Genomic DNA, 15,354 nt, shown 5'->3' on the forward strand with positions numbered 1-15,354 from the left:
GACATTGCAAAGGGACCAACGCCCCGGATGCGGCAGGGCGCCGGTATGTTACTGGGGAACACCCCCGGTGCTGGGGTGCACGGGCGTTACTCGGGTTTACCGGCGGCCTGCCGCGCGGCGTCCTCCGCGGCGACCCAGGCGATCATGGCGCACTTGACCCGGGCGGCGTAGCGGGAGACGCCCTCGAAGGCCGCGGCGTCCCCGAGCAGCTCCGGGTCCGCGGCCACCGTGCCCCGCGAGCGGAGCATCTCGCGGAAGGCGTCCACGAGCTCGCCGAACTGGGCGACGGTGAGGCCCTCGGCCTCGTCATGGAGCACCGAGGCCGAGGCCATGGAGATCGAGCACCCGGCCCCGTCCCACCGCACCGAGCGGAGGACGCCGTGGGCCACCTGAACCCGGACGGTGACCTCGTCGCCGCAGACCGGGTTGAGCTGGTGGGACTGGCCCTCGTGGGGCCCCGGCTCGCCCTCCAGGCCCGCACCGTGGCGGCCCTTGGCGTGGTCCAGGATGATCTGCTGGTACAGGGAATCGAGGCTCATCGGGCCACCCCGAAGTAGCCGCGGACCTCGGCGAGGGCGGAGAGGAAGGCCTCGACGTCGTCGCCCGTGGTGTAGAGGTAGGCGCTCGCCCGCGTGGAGGCGGTCAGCCCCAGGCGGCGATGCAGCGGCTGGGCGCAGTGGTGGCCCACGCGGACGGCGATGCCGGCGCTGTCGAGGTACTGGCCGACGTCGTGGGCGTGGACGCCCTCGACGTCGAAGGCGGCGAGCGCGATCCGTTCAGAGCCGTGCCACTGCTGGCCGGGGGCCGGCCCGAGCAGGCGCACCCCGTCCAGCGCGGCCACGCCCTCCGCGAGGCGGCGCCCCAGCTCCGCCTCGCGGGCATGGATCCGGTCCATGCCCACGTGGCCCAGGTAGTCCACCGCGGCGGCGAAGGCCACCGTCTGGGAGATCCGCTGGGTCCCGGCCTCGAAGCGCTGCGGCGCGGGCAGGTATTCGGCGTGCTCCATCGTCACGGTGGTGATCATGGACCCGCCCACGAGGAACGGCGGGAGGGCATCGAGCAGCTCGCGGCGCCCGTAGAGCGCTCCGATGCCGGTGGGCGCGAGCATCTTGTGCCCGGAGAACGCGGCGAAGTCCACGCCCAGAGCGGCGAGGTCCAGAGGCATGTGCGGCGCCGACTGGCAGGCATCGAGCACCGTAAGGGCCCCCGCTCGGCGGGCGAGGGCCACGAGTTCCTCGACCGGCGCCACGGAGCCGAGCACGTTGGAGGCGTGCGCGAAGGCGACGATCCTGGTGCGCGGGCCGATGATCCTCTCGGCCTCGTCCATGCGCAGCTTCCCCGCGTCGTCGACCGGGATCCAGCGCAGCGTGGCGCCGGTGCGGAAGGCGAGTTCCTGCCACGGGATGAGGTTGGCGTGGTGCTCGAGCTCCGTCACCACGATCTCGTCGCCGGGCCCGACGGCGAGCGCGCGCAGGTCCTCTCCCCCTCGCCCGCGCTCCGCCCACACGGCCGCGGTTCCGAGGGCATACGCGACGAGGTTGATGGCCTCGGTGGCGTTGGAGGTCCACACGAGCTCGTCCGGCGAGGCGCCCACGAACCGCGCGACGGCCACGCGGGCGTCCTCGAAGGCATCGGTCGCCCGCACTGCGAGCTCGTGGGCGCCCCGGTGCACCGCGGCGTTGCGCTGCTCGTAGAACTCCTGCTCGGCCTCGAGGACGCTGCGGGGGTGCTGGCTCGTCGCCCCGGAGTCGAGGTACACGAGCGGATGGCCGTGGACCGTTGTCGCGAGCACCGGGAAATCGGCACGGAGGCGGGAGACTTCGGCGTCGTCCAGCGCCGGCTGGGCAGGCAGGAGGGTCGACGGCGTCTTGACCAGGGCCACGGGACGGGACTCCTTCGGGTGGAACGAGGCTGCCGGTGCGGCAGCATGAATTAGGGCATGCGAACATGCCGGAATCCATTGTCCCACGCCTGACGGGCGGCGGGTCCACCACGGGGAGTCCCAAGGCGGGGCCGGCGGCGGCTGGGGGGAGGAACCTTGGTCTCGGGGAGGTTCCGACGCCGCCGGCCCAGTCCTTTGGGGACAGTGGCCGCGAACCCGGGGGCTTCCGGCCACAACCCCACTTTCGCATCCGGCACCGCGCCCGCGCACGGGTAGTGACTACTTGTCTTCTGCCCCGTCCCGGGCCCGGGACTACTTGCTCCCCGGCGGGGTGTACTCGGACCCGGCCGACGGTGCGGACGGCCCGCTGCCGGCGCCGAGCGCCGAGCCGAGCTGCTCCCGGCTCGTGACCTCCAGCTTGGCGTAGGCCCGGTAGAGGTGCCCCTCGATCGTGCGGACCGAGACGGTGAGCCTTTCGGCGATCTCGCGGTCGCTCAGCCCTGCCACGGCGAACGCGACGACCTCGCGCTCGCGCGCGGTCAGCCGGGCCGTTTCGGCGGTGGGCCGGGGCGCCCCGTCACCGAGGAGCGCATCGCACTCTGCCTTGTTCGCCCACGCGGCGCGGGCCTCTGCACGCCGGAGCGCACGGTCGAAGCCGCGTGATGCCTCGGCGAAGCAGTCCCGCGCATAGGCGGTCCAGCCGGTGGCCCTCAGCCGCTCCCCCGCCTGCACGAGCCCGGCCGGGCTGCGCGCGGCGAAGGCGGACGCGAGGAGGGCCGCCGCCTCGGCCCAGCGGCCCTCCGTGGCGCGCGCCACCTCGAACAGCCGCCCGAGCCGATCCCGTCGGCCCGCCTCGAAGCACAGGAGCTCCCCCTGCAGCGCCAGATCCGGCCGGCCCCGGGCCCCGTCGACCGCCGTTCCGAGGCCGCCTCCATCGCCGGGGCCGCCTCCGTCGCCGGGGCGGGAGGCAGCGGAGCCCGCGGCCCCGTCGAGGGCGCACCGTGCAGCGGCCGCGAAGAGCGCCGCCAGGGGCCGCAGCAGCGCCACGACGGGATCGGCCGGATCCTCGGCCTGGGCCAGGAGAGTGCGGGCTGCGCCGGGCTCCCCCGCGCGCGCTCCCGCGTACGCGGCCACCGCGGCGGCGAGCGGAAGGATGTGCTCGGGGTCGCTGCCGTGGAGGGCGTCCAGCGCCGGAACGAGAGCGTCCCACGCCGCGCGGAAGCGTCCCTGCCGGACCAGGGCCAGGCCGCGGGCCGTCTGCGCCGCCGCGCCGTCGGTGACCAGGGCCGCGCTGGAGGAGATGAGGAAGCGCTGCAGGTCTTCCTCGGCAGTGTCCCACTCCCCCGCTGCGAGGTCCGCCAGGACGAGGCGGGTGGCGCCGAAGGCCTGCAGGTAGGGCGTCGTGCCGGCGCCGCGCTCGGCCGCCGCGCGCTCGAGCGCGGCGCGCAGCGGCGGCGCGGCCCCGACCGGTCTGCCCGCGGCCATGAGGTACTCGGCCTCGATCGACAGGACCACGGCCTCCGCCGCCCATCCCTGCGGAGGAAGGGCCCCGCTGTGCCGGGAACGCCAGCGGTGGAGCCCGGCCACGAGGGCGTCCCGGTCGCCGGCCGCGGAGGCCGCCACGAGGGCGAGGACGTCGCCCGGCCCGCCCTCCCCGAGGGCGGGAAGGCGCTCGACGTCGGCGCGGATCGCCGCGGGCGTGTGGCCGGCAGCCCGGCGTGCCGCGACCCACACGAGGGCACCGGCCACGCCCGGCCGGATCCTGCCGCCCCGCGAGACGGAAGGCCGGAGCAGGGAGGCGGCCTCGGTGTACCGGCCGCGGCTGTAGGCGACATGCCCGAGCACCTCCCGGGCTGCGTCGCGGGACCCCGGCTGCTGGACGGCGCTGGCCGCCCGCGCGGCGAGCGTATTCTCGAACAGCGCCAGGGCGAGGCGGGCGCCGGCCAGGAGCGCATCGTCCTCCATCGGGAAGCCGCAGTCCAGCGACCAGGCAACGGCACGGAGGAGACCCGGCGCGGTGGTCGCCTGCCGCTCGAGGTGGCCCGCTGCCCGCTCGCGCAGCGACAGCGACGTGGTCAGCGGGATCAGCGACAGCAGCGCGTCCCCGTACACGGGGTGCCGGAGCCGGAGCACGCCGTCCGGGCCCTCCGCCGGCCGCACGAGCCTCATGGCGACGAGGCGCCTGATGGCCTCTGCGCCGCATTCCTGCTCCACGAGCTCGAAGGGGGCCGGCTCGGCGACGACGATGAGGCTCAGCGCCTCCCGCTCGGCGGGGCCTAGCCGGCCGAGCTGTGCCCGGGCCAGGGCGAGCAGTCCCTCCCCCCGGTGCGGCAGCTCGCCGGTGACGAGCCAGGTCCGGCCGTGCCGGCGCAGCGTCCCCGCCCGGCGTGCTTCCTCGACGAGGCGGCCGAGCAGGAGCGGGTTGCCCTCGGACTCCTGCCAGAGCAGCAGGGGGACGGTGGGCAGCACCGGGCCGCCGAGCGCCGCCTCGAGGTAGGTGCGGACCTGGTCGACGGTGAGGGGCGCGAGGTCGACCCGTTCGACGCCGTCGTCGAGCCACAGCTCCATGAGGGCCCGCGGCAGGGCCGCCCCGCTGGGCGCGGCCATGGCCGCCTTGGTCCACCGGGCCGACACGAGCTCGGCGACGACCTCGCTCGAGGCCGGGTCCAGCTCGTGGGCGTCGTCGATGACGAGGACAAGATCCGGCGTGCTGCCCTGCCTGAGCGCCTCCACGGCGCGCCAGAAGGCTCGCAGGACCTCCACCCGTGACCCGGCCTCGGCCGAGGGCAGGGTCCCGAGGAAGGGTGCGAGGACACCGTAGGGGACTTTCGCCAGTGCCGGGCTGCCGTGGAGGCGGAGCACCTCGAGGCGTCCGCCGAGCGCCTGCGCTGCTCCGTCGAGCAGGGCGGACTTGCCCAACCCCATCTCGCCCAGGACCAGCACGGCGGCCGTCGCCGGCCGGGTGATGAGCTCGATGACGGCCCCGGTCTCCGCCGGCAGCCCGCGCGGGGGCGGACTGTGCGGGGACCCGCTGCTCATGCCTGGCTCCCGCCGGGCACGGTCACAGCAGGTCCGCCAGCTCGCCCCTGGTCGAGACGGAGAGCTTGGCGAAGATCTGGTAGAGGTGTCCTTCCACGGTCCGCACGGACAGTCCGAGCAGCTCCGCGATGCGCCGGTTGGAGGTGCCGGAGGCCGCGAGGGCGGCGACCTCCTCTTCACGGTCGGTGAGGACGGGTGCGTGCCGGGGCTCGACGGGGAGCACCGCGAGGCGACCGGCGAGGGCGTCGAGGCGGGGCCGCAGGCGCCGCACCGCGCCGGCGTCGTCCATCTCGCGCGCCCGGTCGAGGGCCACGGCCGCGCACCGCGATTCGACCGCATCGAGTTCGAGGCCCGCCGCGAGGTCGGCCGCCGCGGTGAGGTCTTCGAGCCGCCCGGTCCGGGTCCCGCGGGCCAGCAGGAGGGCGAGCTCGGCGAGCTGCCCCTGCCGGTGCGCGCAGACCTCCTCGAGCAGGCGCAGGTCGTCGGCATGCGCCCCGACGGTGGCCCCGACGAGCTTGATCCCGGCCTGGTTCCACCGGCCCATCGCCATGTCCTCGCGCGCCGCGGCCACGAGCCGGCCCGCTGCCTCGGGGTCGCCGGTCCAGCGGCGCGCCATCTCGGAGCAGAACTCGACCGTCGAGCGGGTCTGGTAGCTGCCCTGCGGCCGCCAGCGGTCCAGCTTCTCGAGCCATTTCCGGGACGCGGGGGCGTCGCCCTGCTGGGCGTAGGCGAAGGCCGTCGCGGCGTAGGCGGGCCCGAGCAGGGCCGCCGGGCCGCGCTCGAGGAGGGCGAGCGCGGAGAGGAGGGGGCCCAGGGCGTCGTGGCCGCGGCCCGCGTAGACGTACGCGAGTCCCGCAGCGAGCTCGAGGGAGGCCCCGGTCGTCCTGAGCCGTTCGAGGGACCACTGGGCCGGGCTCCTGAGGAGCGCGAGCGCCTGCCGCCAGTGCCCGTTGAACAGGAGGACGCTGAAGGCGCGGGTCGCGAAGGCCTGCCGCAGCGGCGCCGAGCCCTGCTTCTGTCCCATCTGCGCCGCGACCTCGTGCAGCAGGGCGAGCCCCTCCTGCTCCCTGCCGAGCATGGTCCGGGCCTCCATGAGGATGCAGGCGGCCCGGAGGCGGATCTCGCCGTCGGCCGGGTTCGGATCCGCCACCACGGCCTCGAGACGGTCCTCGATGCGGGCGTAGTCGCCGCCGAAGGCGCGGTGCTCGAAGTCTGCGAGGTCCAGCACCGCGGCAGCCCGGCGGACCTCGGCGTCCGCGCGCGGACCTGTCCCCGAGCCGAGCAGGAGCCGGGCGCGGGCGTCGGAGAGCAGGGCCTCGACCTGCCCGGCTCGGTCCGGGATGCAGCGCATGGCCTCGGCCTGGGTCGCGGTGAGCTCGGCCACGGCCGAGGGTCCCAGCAGGGCCAGCTCGTCCTCGGTGACCTGGTCCAGGCAGGCGAGGGCCTGCTGGGGCAGCTGCAGCATGAGCAGCGCCCGGGCGCGCAGGTGCTGGACGCTGGGCCAGCTCGCAGCCTCCCGGTCGATCCCTTCGAGGCAGTCGAGCGCGAACCGCGGGTCGAACAGCCGCAGCGACGCGACGGCGGCCGCGAGGGCATGCCGCGCGGGCAGGAGCGTGTGGCACTCGCGGGTCCAGGCCGCCAGGCCGAGGAGCTCGACCGTGCTGATGACCTCGACCGGGGGCTCGCCGTCCGACATCAGCAGTGTGCGCAGTTCGCGCCGGCGGGGCACGGAAAGCCACCCGCGGACCACCTCGGCCACGAGCGGGTCTGCAAGGGCCACGGAGTGCTGCCCCCCGTCGTCGACCGTGATGAGGCCGTCGTCCTCCATCTGTGCGAGGTCGTCGCGGCGGAACGCGGGGAGGAGCCGCTGGAGCGGGATGCGGCGTGCGCACGCGAGCGCCTCGACGATGGTCTGGATGCGCGCCGGCTGCCGCTCGATCCGGGCCCGCACGAGGTCGTCGATCTGGCGGATGCCGCTCAGCTCGGCGTCGGGAGCGAGGGTCCACACTCCGTCTGTGGCGTCGAGCGCCCCGCGCTGGAGGAGTTCGGCGGCCGCCAGCAGCGCGACCTGGGGGTTGCCGCGGGACATGGCGTGCAGCTGGAACCCGACGGTCTGCGGGACGATGCCGCCGAGCAGGGACCGCAGGCCCTGCAGCGTCTCGTCGCGCGAGAGCGCGGACAGGGGGATCTCGCGCAGCCGCCCCTCGGAGAGCATCCAGTGGAAGTCGGCGGGCAGCTCGCTCGCGCGGTCGGCGACGAGGACCGCCTTCGCCGTGCCCGTGACCATGATGTTCACGAGGGTGGCGGTGCTGAGCTCGTCGAGGTTCTTGGACGTCTCGAGCGACATCACGGCCATGCGGCCCCCGGCGTCGGAGGCGAGCAGCTGGAGGATGCCCCGCATGATCGAGCCCGGATCGGCCTGGGCGTCCTCGGGCAGCCGCGCGAGCAGCACAGCGAGCGCCCCGTACGGGGTCCGCGTCCCCACGATGGTGGAGCGGAGGCGGATGGTGTGGGCGGTGTCCTCGAGGCCCGTGAGCAGGGCCGAGGCCACCGCCGACTTGCCGAAGCTCATGTCCCCGGTGAGCACCACCCCGTAGGAGCCCGGCTCGGCGAGGGCGGCGGTCGCCTCCGCGATCTCCGTGGCCCTGACGGCGCGTGCCCAGGCCAGCCTGTCGCCCGCGCGGGCCTTCGCGTCGCGGAGGAGCCGGCCGGTCTCCTCCGCCTCGGTCTGCGTCCGCATCTGACCTGCGCCCCCATGCGTCGGCACGTCCCCCGCCAGGACGTGGCTGGGGAAACCTTACCGCTCGGCCGGCGGCCCCAGCAGGGCCGAATGTCACGGCCCGGCGGGGCTACGCCTTGGCCGGGTGGAACTTCTGCTGGGCGGCGGCGAGCCCGTCCCGCGCGAGCATCTCGACGGCGTCGGCGGCCTCGTCCAGGAGGAACGGCAGCTCCTTCTTCTCGGCGGAGCCGAAGTCGCGCAGCACGAAGTCGGCGGCGTCCATGCGGCCCGGCGGCCGGCCCACACCCACCCGCACCCGGAGGTAGTCCTTGGTGCCGAGGGCCTTGGAGATGTCGCGCAGGCCGTTGTGGCCGCCCTCGCCGCCCCCGAGCTTGAGGCGGACGGTGTTGAAGGGGATGTCCAGCTCGTCGTGCACGGCGACGACGTGGCCGGGCTCGATCCCGTAGTACTTGGCGAGGGAGGAGGTCGGGCCGCCGGAGACGTTCATGTAGGTCAGCGGCTTGGCGAGGACCGCGCGGGGGCCGCCCACCCACAGCCGTCCCTCGAGGACGGCGGCGCGCGCGCCCTTGTGCGCGGCGAACTTCCCGCCCATGCGCGCGGCCAGGGCGTCGAGGACCATCTGCCCCACGTTGTGCCGGTTCCCGCTGTATTCGGGCCCGGGGTTGCCGAGGCCCACGACGAGCCAGGTGTCGGTCATGGATGCGCTCCTTGGGTCTGGGCCGGGGGCCGGCGGGCAGCGGCGGCCGGCAGGCCGCCACGTCGAAGCGGCCCGCCCCGGGTGGGACGGGCCGCCTGACGCAGTGCAGCAGTCGTGGGACTACTCGGCAGGGGCTTCCTCGGCCTCCGGCGCCTCGGCGGGGGCCTCGGCCTCGCCGGCCTCCTCCTCAGCGGAGACCTCGACGGCCTCGGAGACGTTGACCACGAGGGTCTCGGGGTCGGTCAGCAGCGCCACGCCGCTGGGCAGCGTGATGTCGGCGGCGTGGACGTGCTGGCCGGCCTCGCGGCCCTCGACGCTGACCTCGAGGGCGGTCGGCAGGTGGGTCGCCTCGGCCTCAACCGAGACGGTCACGGCCTCCTGGTTGGCGACGAACCCGGCGGCGACCTCGCCGGTGACGTGCACGGGGACGTCGACGGCGACCTTCTCGCCGCGGCGGACCGTGAGGAGGTCCATGTGCTCGATCGTCTGGCGGACGGCGTTGCGCTGGATGTCCTTGACGATCGCGAGGTGCTCCTCGCCCTCGATGTCGAGCGTGAGGAGGGCGTTCGGGACGCGGACGGCGATCATGGTCTCGTGGCCCGGGAGGGCGACGTGGATCGGCTCGGCGCCGTGGCCGTAAATGACGGCGGGGATCTTGTGGGCGGCGCGGGTGCGGCGGGCGTAGCCCTTGCCGAACTCGGTGCGCTTCTCGGCTGCGAGCTTCTCGCTCATGCGGGTCTCCTTCGGTGGTTCGTTGGCGCGAGGTCTGCCGACCTCCGCCCGGCGCCGGGGCGCCGCGAAGGAGTTGCCAGACCCAGTCGATCACGGAGCGGGCGCTCCCTCGCCAAGGTTCGCCGACCATCCTACAGGGGCGGAGGGACGCCGCCAAAACGGCGCACGACGGCGCCGTCCCCGCCTCGGGTGGGGACGCCGCCGTCGTGCGCGGGGTGCTGCTGCTAGCTGCGGCCGTCGAAGAGGGACGTGACCGAGCCGTCGTCGAAGACCTCGTGGATCGCCCGGGCGATGAGCGGGGCGATCGAGAGGACGGTGAGCTGCTCGAAGCGCTTCTCGGCGGGGATCGGCAGCGTGTTGGTCACGACGACCTCGCGCGCACCGGACTCGGCCAGTCGCTGCGCGGCCGGGTCGGAGAACACGGCGTGGGTCGCGGCGATGATGACGGAGCGGGCGCCGGCGTTCTTCAGCACCGTCACGGCGCCGGAGATCGTGCCGCCGGTGTCGATCATGTCGTCGATGAGCACGCAGTCGCGGCCCTCGATCTGGCCGACCACCGTCTTGGAGACCGCGGAGTTGGGCACGTTCACGTCGCGGGACTTGTGCACGAACGCGAGTGGGGCGCCGCCGAGGCGCTCGGCCCACTGCTCGGCGACGCGCACGCGGCCGGTGTCCGGGGAGACGACCGTGACCTTGTTCAGGTCCACCCGGGTGCGGACGTAGTCGGCGAGGAGCGGGATGGCCATGAGGTGGTCCACGGGGCCGTCGAAGAAGCCCTGGATCTGCGCGGTGTGCAGGTCGACGCTCATGAGCCGGTCCGCGCCGGCGGTCTTGTAGAGGTCCGCCATGAGGCGGGCCGAGATGGGCTCGCGGCCGCGGTGCTTCTTGTCCTGCCGGGCGTAGGGGTAGAACGGGGAGACGACCGTGATCCGCTTGGCGCTCGCGCGCTTGAGCGAGTCGATCATGATCAGCTGCTCCATGATCCAGTTGTTGATCGGCGCGGGGTGCGCCTGGATCACGAACGCGTCGGCACCGCGGACGCTCTCCTCGAAGCGGACGTAGGTCTCTCCGTTGGCGAAGTCGTACGCCGAGGTCGGCAGCAGCTCGGTGCCGAGCTCCTTGGCGATCTCCTGCGCGAGCTCCGGGTGGGCGCGCCCGGAGGCGAGCACCAGGCGCTTCTCGCCATTGGCCGTGATCTCGGTCATCTACTTGCCTTCTTCTTTCTTCGAGGGGGATGCGGCGGAGGAGGGTCGTTCGGGGGCCTCGTCGGCGGCCGCGGCCCTGGCGTCGGCGGCCGCGGCCGCCGACGGGGAGCCGGCTCGGTGCGTCTCGGTCCAGCCCTCGGCGTTGCGCTGCGGGGCGACGGAGAGGGCGAGGGCCCCGGCGGGCACGTCCTTGCGCACGATCGCACCGGCGGCCGTGTAGGCGCCGTCGCCGACGGTGACGGGGGCCACGAAGACCGTGTTGGAGCCCGTGCGCACCTGGGCCCCGATCACGGTGCGGTGCTTGTGGACGCCGTCGTAGTTGGCGGTGATGTTGCCGCAGCCGATATTCGCGCCCTCGCCGACCTCGGCGTCCCCCACGTAGCCGAGGTGCGAGAGCTTGGCGCCGCGGCCGATCTGGGCGTTCTTCGTCTCGTAGAACGCGCCGATCTTGCCCTCGGGCCCGAGCCGGGTGCCGGCCCGCAGGTAGGTGAAGGGGCCCACGGTGGCGCCGGCGCCGATCTCGGATCCGGTTCCGTCGGTCCGCTTCACGGTCGCGGCCTCGCGGACCACGCAGTCGGTGAGGGTTGTGTCGGGGCCGATCACGGCCTCGCGCTCCACGACCGTGGTGCCGTGCAGCTGGGTGTTGGGCTTGAGGGTGACGTCCTCGGCGAGCTGCACGGTGGCATCGACCCAGGTGGTGGCGGGGTCCACCACCGTGACGCCCGCGCGCATCCAGGCGTCGAGGATGCGGCGGTTGTGCTCGGCGGCCAGCGCCTGCAGCTGGACGCGGTCGTTGGCGCCCTCGACCTGCCAGCGGTCCGTCGTGGCGAGCGCGGAGACGCGCCCACCGCCCGCGCGGGCAATCGCGAGGACGTCGGTGAGGTACTTCTCGCCCTGCGCGTTCTCGGTGGTGACCTGTCGGAGCGCCTCGCGCAGCACGGCGGCCTCGAAGGCGTAGATGCCGGAATTGACCTCGCGGATGGCGCGCTCGGTGGCCGAGGCGTCCTTGTGCTCGCGGATTCCGGCGACCGTGCCGTCGTCCTCGCGCAGGATGCGGCCGTAGCCGGTCGCGTCCTCGAGCACTGCGGTCAGGACGGTGACGGCGTTGCCCGCGGCCTCGTGCTCGGCGACCAGCTCGGCCAGCAGCGCGGTGGTGAGCAGCGGCACGTCGCCGTAGGTCACCACGACGGTGCCCGAGAGCTGGCCGCCCACGGCCTCGGCGTCGAGCGCCGCGAGGGCCACCTCGACCGCGCGGCCGGTGCCGGGGACCTCGTCCTGGTCGACGATCACGGCGGCCGGGTCGTGCTCGGCGATGTGCGCGGCGACGAGGTCGCGCTCGTGCCGCACGACGGCGGCCAGCCGGCCGGGCTCGAGGCCCCGCGCGGCGTCGAGCGCGTGGGCCACCATCGAGCGGCCGCCGAGCGGGTGGAGGATCTTGGGGGTGCGCGACTTCATGCGCGTCCCCGCCCCTGCGGCCAGGACGATCACCGCGGCGGGGCCGTGCTGTCCGTGGGCCGCGCGCGGGGCGCCGGCGGGATGCGTCCGCCCCAGGTCCTCTGCTGTTGCGCTCTGTCCGGGGGTCTCCGCATTCACTGTCGCTGGCTCTCCTGGTCGATCGGCTGGCGAGTGGGGCTGTCGGCAATTCTAGCCAGTGCCGTGAGCTGGCCATTGCGTTCCGCCCCTAGGATTCGAACCTAGTCTGCACGGCTCCAAAGGCCGGCGTGCTGCCGTTACACCAGGGCGGAGTGCACGCTGCCGCCGGGACGGGCGCGGCACAGTGGTCAATTCTGCCATGGATGGGCGCCCCGGGCGGCCGGGCGGGCTGCCCCGCACTGGGATGGCCATCGTGTTGCCGTCCGAGCCCGAGCGCGCCGCCGCCCGCGCGACGGCGACCGCAGCGCCGCCGCCAGCTGGTCGGGGTGGGACGTTCGGTGTTCGCCGCATACATCGAGGAGCCCACGGACGGGTTCCGGATCGTGGTCCGGGACGCGCCGCCCGGGCATCACGAGGGGGCGTTCTCCAGCATCCTCTCGCGGGTGACCGCGAGGGTGGAGCACATCCTCGCGGACGAGTTCGCGGCCCGCGGCTTCGGTACGGGCGACGGCGCGATGTCCGCCCAGATGCTCGTGGGCATGGTGGCGATGACGGGCCAGTGGTGGCTGGACGCCCGCTCCCCGGACAGGCACGCGGTGGCCGCGCACCCGGTGAACCTCGCGTGGAACGGCCTCACTGGCCTTCAGAGGGATCCGGGGCTGGTCGACTCCTGAACGACCGCTCCTCGCGGCGGTCGGCGCGCGCCTTGCGGACGCGCCAGACCACGATGCCGATGACGGCGACCACGCCCACGACCGCGGCGATGTCCCGGCCCGCCGCCTTGGCGACCACCTCGTAGGAGGCGCCGGCGGCGTAGCCGAGGACGGCGAACCCGGTCCCCCACACCGCTCCCCCGAGGGCGTTGAAGGCGAGGAAGCGCGGGTACGGCATGCGGGAGGCGCCGGCGAGGGCGGGCATCATGGCGCGGAAGAACGCCACGAACCGGCCCAGGAACACGGCGGAGCCGCCGCGGCGGCGAAGGAACTCCTGGGCGTCGTCGAGGCGCCGCCGGTGCCGGTCGAAGACCCGGAAGCCGAGCAGGCGGGGGCCCAGGTGCCGGCCGATCTCGTATCCGACCGTGTCACCGAGGATCGCGGCGACCACGATCAGGGGCGCCATGATCCACAGGTCCGCCTTCCCCTGGTTGGCGAGCACCCCGCCGAGCACGGCGGCGGTCTCGCCCGGGATCACGAACCCGACGAAGATGGCGTCCTCGGCGAAGACGAGCGCGAAGACCGCCAGGTACGCCACGAGCGGCGGCACGGCCAGGATCGCTTGAACGAGGGAACCCATCTAGCCGATGCTAGGCCGCGAGGCTGGGAGCGGCCAGAGTCCGGTCCCGCGGGCGGCGCCGGTCAGGCGCCGAGGCGCTGGACGTCGGCGCCGTCGGTGCTGTGCACCATGTGGCGGCCCTGCCCGCCGTGCTCGATGACCCACAGCACCGACCCGTCCGGCGCCACCGCGTCGACGATGCCCGAGACAGACAGCCGGCCGGGTTCGACCACGGTGACGAGGTCCCCCGGCACCAGCGAAATGAAGTCGTCGCTCCGAGCGCCCATGCCTGTCCCCCTCCCGCGGGCCCCCATGGCCTGCTGCGCCCAGCGTAGGCAGTCCCGGTGGCCGCGCGGTGGCGGGAGCGTGAACGCCTGGCGCTACTCGAGGACCTCGGAGGCCTCGAGCCACGCGAGCTCGAGCTCCTCCTTCTGCCCGTGCAGCTCGTTCAGCTGCGCAGTGAGGTCTCCGAGCCGGACGAAGTCCTCTGCGGAGGCGGCCATCTGGGCGTGCAGCTTCTCCTCCTGGGCGGCGAGCTTGCCGAGCTGGCGCTCGATCCGGCCGAGCTCCTTGCGGGCATCGCGCTTCTCTGCCTCGGACCGGCCCGCCGCGGCGGGCTGGGCGTCCTGGGGGGCCTGTCCGGGGAGCGCCTCCGCGGCCGCGAGCGCGGCCTCGCGCAGGGCCAGGTACTGATCGACGCCGCCGGGCAGGTCGCGCACCTTCCCGTCGCCGAGGAGGGCGAGCTGGTGGTCGGTGACGCGCTCGAGCAGGTACCGGTCGTGGCTCACCACGACGAGGGTGCCGGGCCACCCGTCGAGGACGTCCTCGACCGCTGCGAGGGTGTCGGTGTCGAGGTCGTTGGTGGGCTCGTCGAGCATGAGCACGTTGGGCTCGCCCACGAGGAGGCGCAAGAGCTGGAGCCGGCGCCGTTCGCCGCCGGAGAGCTCGGACACGCGGGTCCACTGCTTCTCGTTGGTGAAGCCCAGCTGCTCGACGAGCTGGCCGGCCGTGAGCTCCTTCGAGCCCACGCTGAACGTCTGCTTCTCACGTTGGATGACCTCGATGACGCGCAGGTCTGCGACGTCGTCGAGCTCGCGGACGTCCTGGCTGAGCACGGCCGGGACCACCGTCTTGCCGCGCTTGACCCGGCCGGAGGTCGGGGCGATGTCCCCCGAGAGCAGCCGCAGGAGCGTGGACTTGCCGGCCCCGTTGACGCCCACGAGCCCCACCCGCTCGCCCGGGGCGAGCCGGAGGGTGATGTTGTCCAGGAGGGGCCTCGCGTGCCCCTCGCCCCCGTCGTAGGCGAGGGTCACGCCCTCGAGGTCGATCACGTCCTTGCCCAGGCGGGCGGTGGCCATCTTCGACAGGGCCACGGTGTCGCGCGGCTCGGGGACGTCGGAGATGAGCGCGTTCGCGGCCTCGATGCGGAACTTGGGCTTGGCGGTGCGGGCGGGCGCGCCACGGCGGAGCCACGCGAGCTCCTTCTTCACGAGGTTCGCGCGCTTGCCCTCGACGACGGCGGCCATCCGGTCGCGTTCGGCGCGGGCCAGCACGTAGGCGGCGTAGCCGCCCTCGAAGGGGTCGACGATCCCGTCGTGGACCTCCCACGTGTCGTTGCAGACCTCGTCGAGGAACCAGCGGTCGTGGGTGACCACGAGGAAGGCGCCCTCGGTGGGGCGCCACCTCGTCTTGAGGTGCCGCGCGAGCCACGCGACGCCCTCGACGTCGAGGTGGTTGGTGGGCTCGTCGAGCATGATGACGTCGTGCGGCTCGATGAGGAGCTTGGCGAGGGCCACGCGGCGCTTCTGTCCGCCGGAGAGGGAGCGCACCTGGGCATGCCAGTCGACGTCGGCCACGAGGCCGCCCATGATGTCGCGGATGGTGGGGTTGGAGGCCCACTCGTAGTCGGCGCGGTCCCCCACGATCGCGGCGCCCACGGTGAGGTCGCCGTCGAGCACGTCGCCCTGGTCGAGGTAGCCGACGTCGACCCCGCGGCGCCAGGTGACGCGGCCGCCGTCGGGGGCCAGCCGCTGGGCGAGGAGCCGCATGAGGGTCGACTTGCCGTCGCCGTTGCGGCCCACGATCCCGATCCGGTCGCCCTCGTTGAGGCCGACCGTGACGCCGTCGAGCACGGTGCGCGTGCCGAAGGAGATGGCCATGCTCTCGCCGCCGAGGAGGTGTGCCACAGGAATCC

11 protein-coding genes, 1 tRNA gene and 1 pseudogene are annotated in these 15,354 nt (G+C 74.0%); 1 reads left to right on the forward strand and 12 read right to left on the reverse strand.

Annotation, left to right across the window (positions count from 1 at the left end; genetic code table 11):
• Positions 1–86 precede the first annotated feature (86 nt).
• From sufU to ACYVKZ_RS17185, 9 genes are all read right to left on the reverse strand, one after another.
• Complete coding sequence (gene sufU / locus ACYVKZ_RS17145; protein ID WP_460993459.1) at positions 87–539, reverse strand: Fe-S cluster assembly sulfur transfer protein SufU; 453 nt, start codon at positions 537–539, stop codon at positions 87–89.
• Complete coding sequence (locus ACYVKZ_RS17150; RefSeq protein ID WP_460993460.1) at positions 536–1,882, reverse strand: aminotransferase class V-fold PLP-dependent enzyme; 1,347 nt, start codon at positions 1,880–1,882, stop codon at positions 536–538. The genes sufU and ACYVKZ_RS17150 overlap by 4 nt, the downstream gene beginning before the upstream one ends.
• A gap of 312 nt (positions 1,883–2,194) precedes the next feature.
• A complete protein-coding gene (locus ACYVKZ_RS17155) occupies positions 2,195–4,921 on the reverse strand; it encodes a LuxR C-terminal-related transcriptional regulator (protein WP_460993461.1) in 2,727 nt (908 codons plus the stop codon).
• Between the two features lie 22 nt (positions 4,922–4,943).
• The gene (locus tag ACYVKZ_RS17160) at positions 4,944–7,661 is read right to left on the reverse strand and encodes a helix-turn-helix transcriptional regulator (RefSeq protein ID WP_460993462.1); all 2,718 of its coding nucleotides are present in this window, start codon (positions 7,659–7,661) and stop codon (positions 4,944–4,946) included.
• A gap of 109 nt (positions 7,662–7,770) precedes the next feature.
• The gene (pth, locus tag ACYVKZ_RS17165; protein ID WP_307005487.1) at positions 7,771–8,358 is read right to left on the reverse strand and encodes an aminoacyl-tRNA hydrolase; all 588 of its coding nucleotides are present in this window, start codon (positions 8,356–8,358) and stop codon (positions 7,771–7,773) included.
• Positions 8,359–8,478: 120 nt separating this feature from the next.
• Positions 8,479–9,090 (reverse strand): 50S ribosomal protein L25/general stress protein Ctc, encoded by a 612-nt coding sequence (locus ACYVKZ_RS17170; protein WP_460993463.1) that lies wholly within the window; start codon positions 9,088–9,090, stop codon positions 8,479–8,481.
• Between the two features lie 224 nt (positions 9,091–9,314).
• Positions 9,315–10,295 (reverse strand): ribose-phosphate diphosphokinase, encoded by a 981-nt coding sequence (locus tag ACYVKZ_RS17175; protein WP_066496966.1) that lies wholly within the window; start codon positions 10,293–10,295, stop codon positions 9,315–9,317.
• Positions 10,296–11,846 (reverse strand): bifunctional UDP-N-acetylglucosamine diphosphorylase/glucosamine-1-phosphate N-acetyltransferase GlmU, encoded by a 1,551-nt coding sequence (gene glmU / locus ACYVKZ_RS17180; RefSeq protein ID WP_460993533.1) that lies wholly within the window; start codon positions 11,844–11,846, stop codon positions 10,296–10,298.
• 122 nt (positions 11,847–11,968) lie between these two features.
• Positions 11,969–12,040 (reverse strand) — tRNA-Gln (locus ACYVKZ_RS17185).
• 195 nt (positions 12,041–12,235) lie between these two features.
• On the opposite strand from ACYVKZ_RS17185, the pseudogene ACYVKZ_RS17190 reads away from it, so the two are divergent.
• Positions 12,236–12,562 (forward strand): annotated as a pseudogene (locus ACYVKZ_RS17190) (TetR/AcrR family transcriptional regulator); the annotation flags it as partial.
• Here ACYVKZ_RS17190 and ACYVKZ_RS17195 read toward each other — a convergent pair.
• The 3 genes from ACYVKZ_RS17195 to ACYVKZ_RS17205 form a co-directional block, all read right to left on the reverse strand.
• Complete coding sequence (locus ACYVKZ_RS17195; RefSeq protein ID WP_460993464.1) at positions 12,522–13,181, reverse strand: DedA family protein; 660 nt, start codon at positions 13,179–13,181, stop codon at positions 12,522–12,524. The pseudogene ACYVKZ_RS17190 and the gene ACYVKZ_RS17195 sit on opposite strands and share 41 nt — an antisense overlap.
• 62 nt (positions 13,182–13,243) lie before the next feature.
• Positions 13,244–13,447, reverse strand: coding sequence for an SH3 domain-containing protein (locus ACYVKZ_RS17200; RefSeq protein WP_460993465.1), 204 nt, complete (start codon positions 13,445–13,447; stop codon positions 13,244–13,246).
• A 93-nt stretch (positions 13,448–13,540) separates the two neighbouring features.
• Complete coding sequence (locus tag ACYVKZ_RS17205) at positions 13,541–15,346, reverse strand: ABC-F family ATP-binding cassette domain-containing protein (RefSeq protein WP_460993466.1); 1,806 nt, start codon at positions 15,344–15,346, stop codon at positions 13,541–13,543.
• Positions 15,347–15,354: the final 8 nt, after the last annotated feature.

Source organism: Sinomonas soli, from assembly GCF_054782415.1.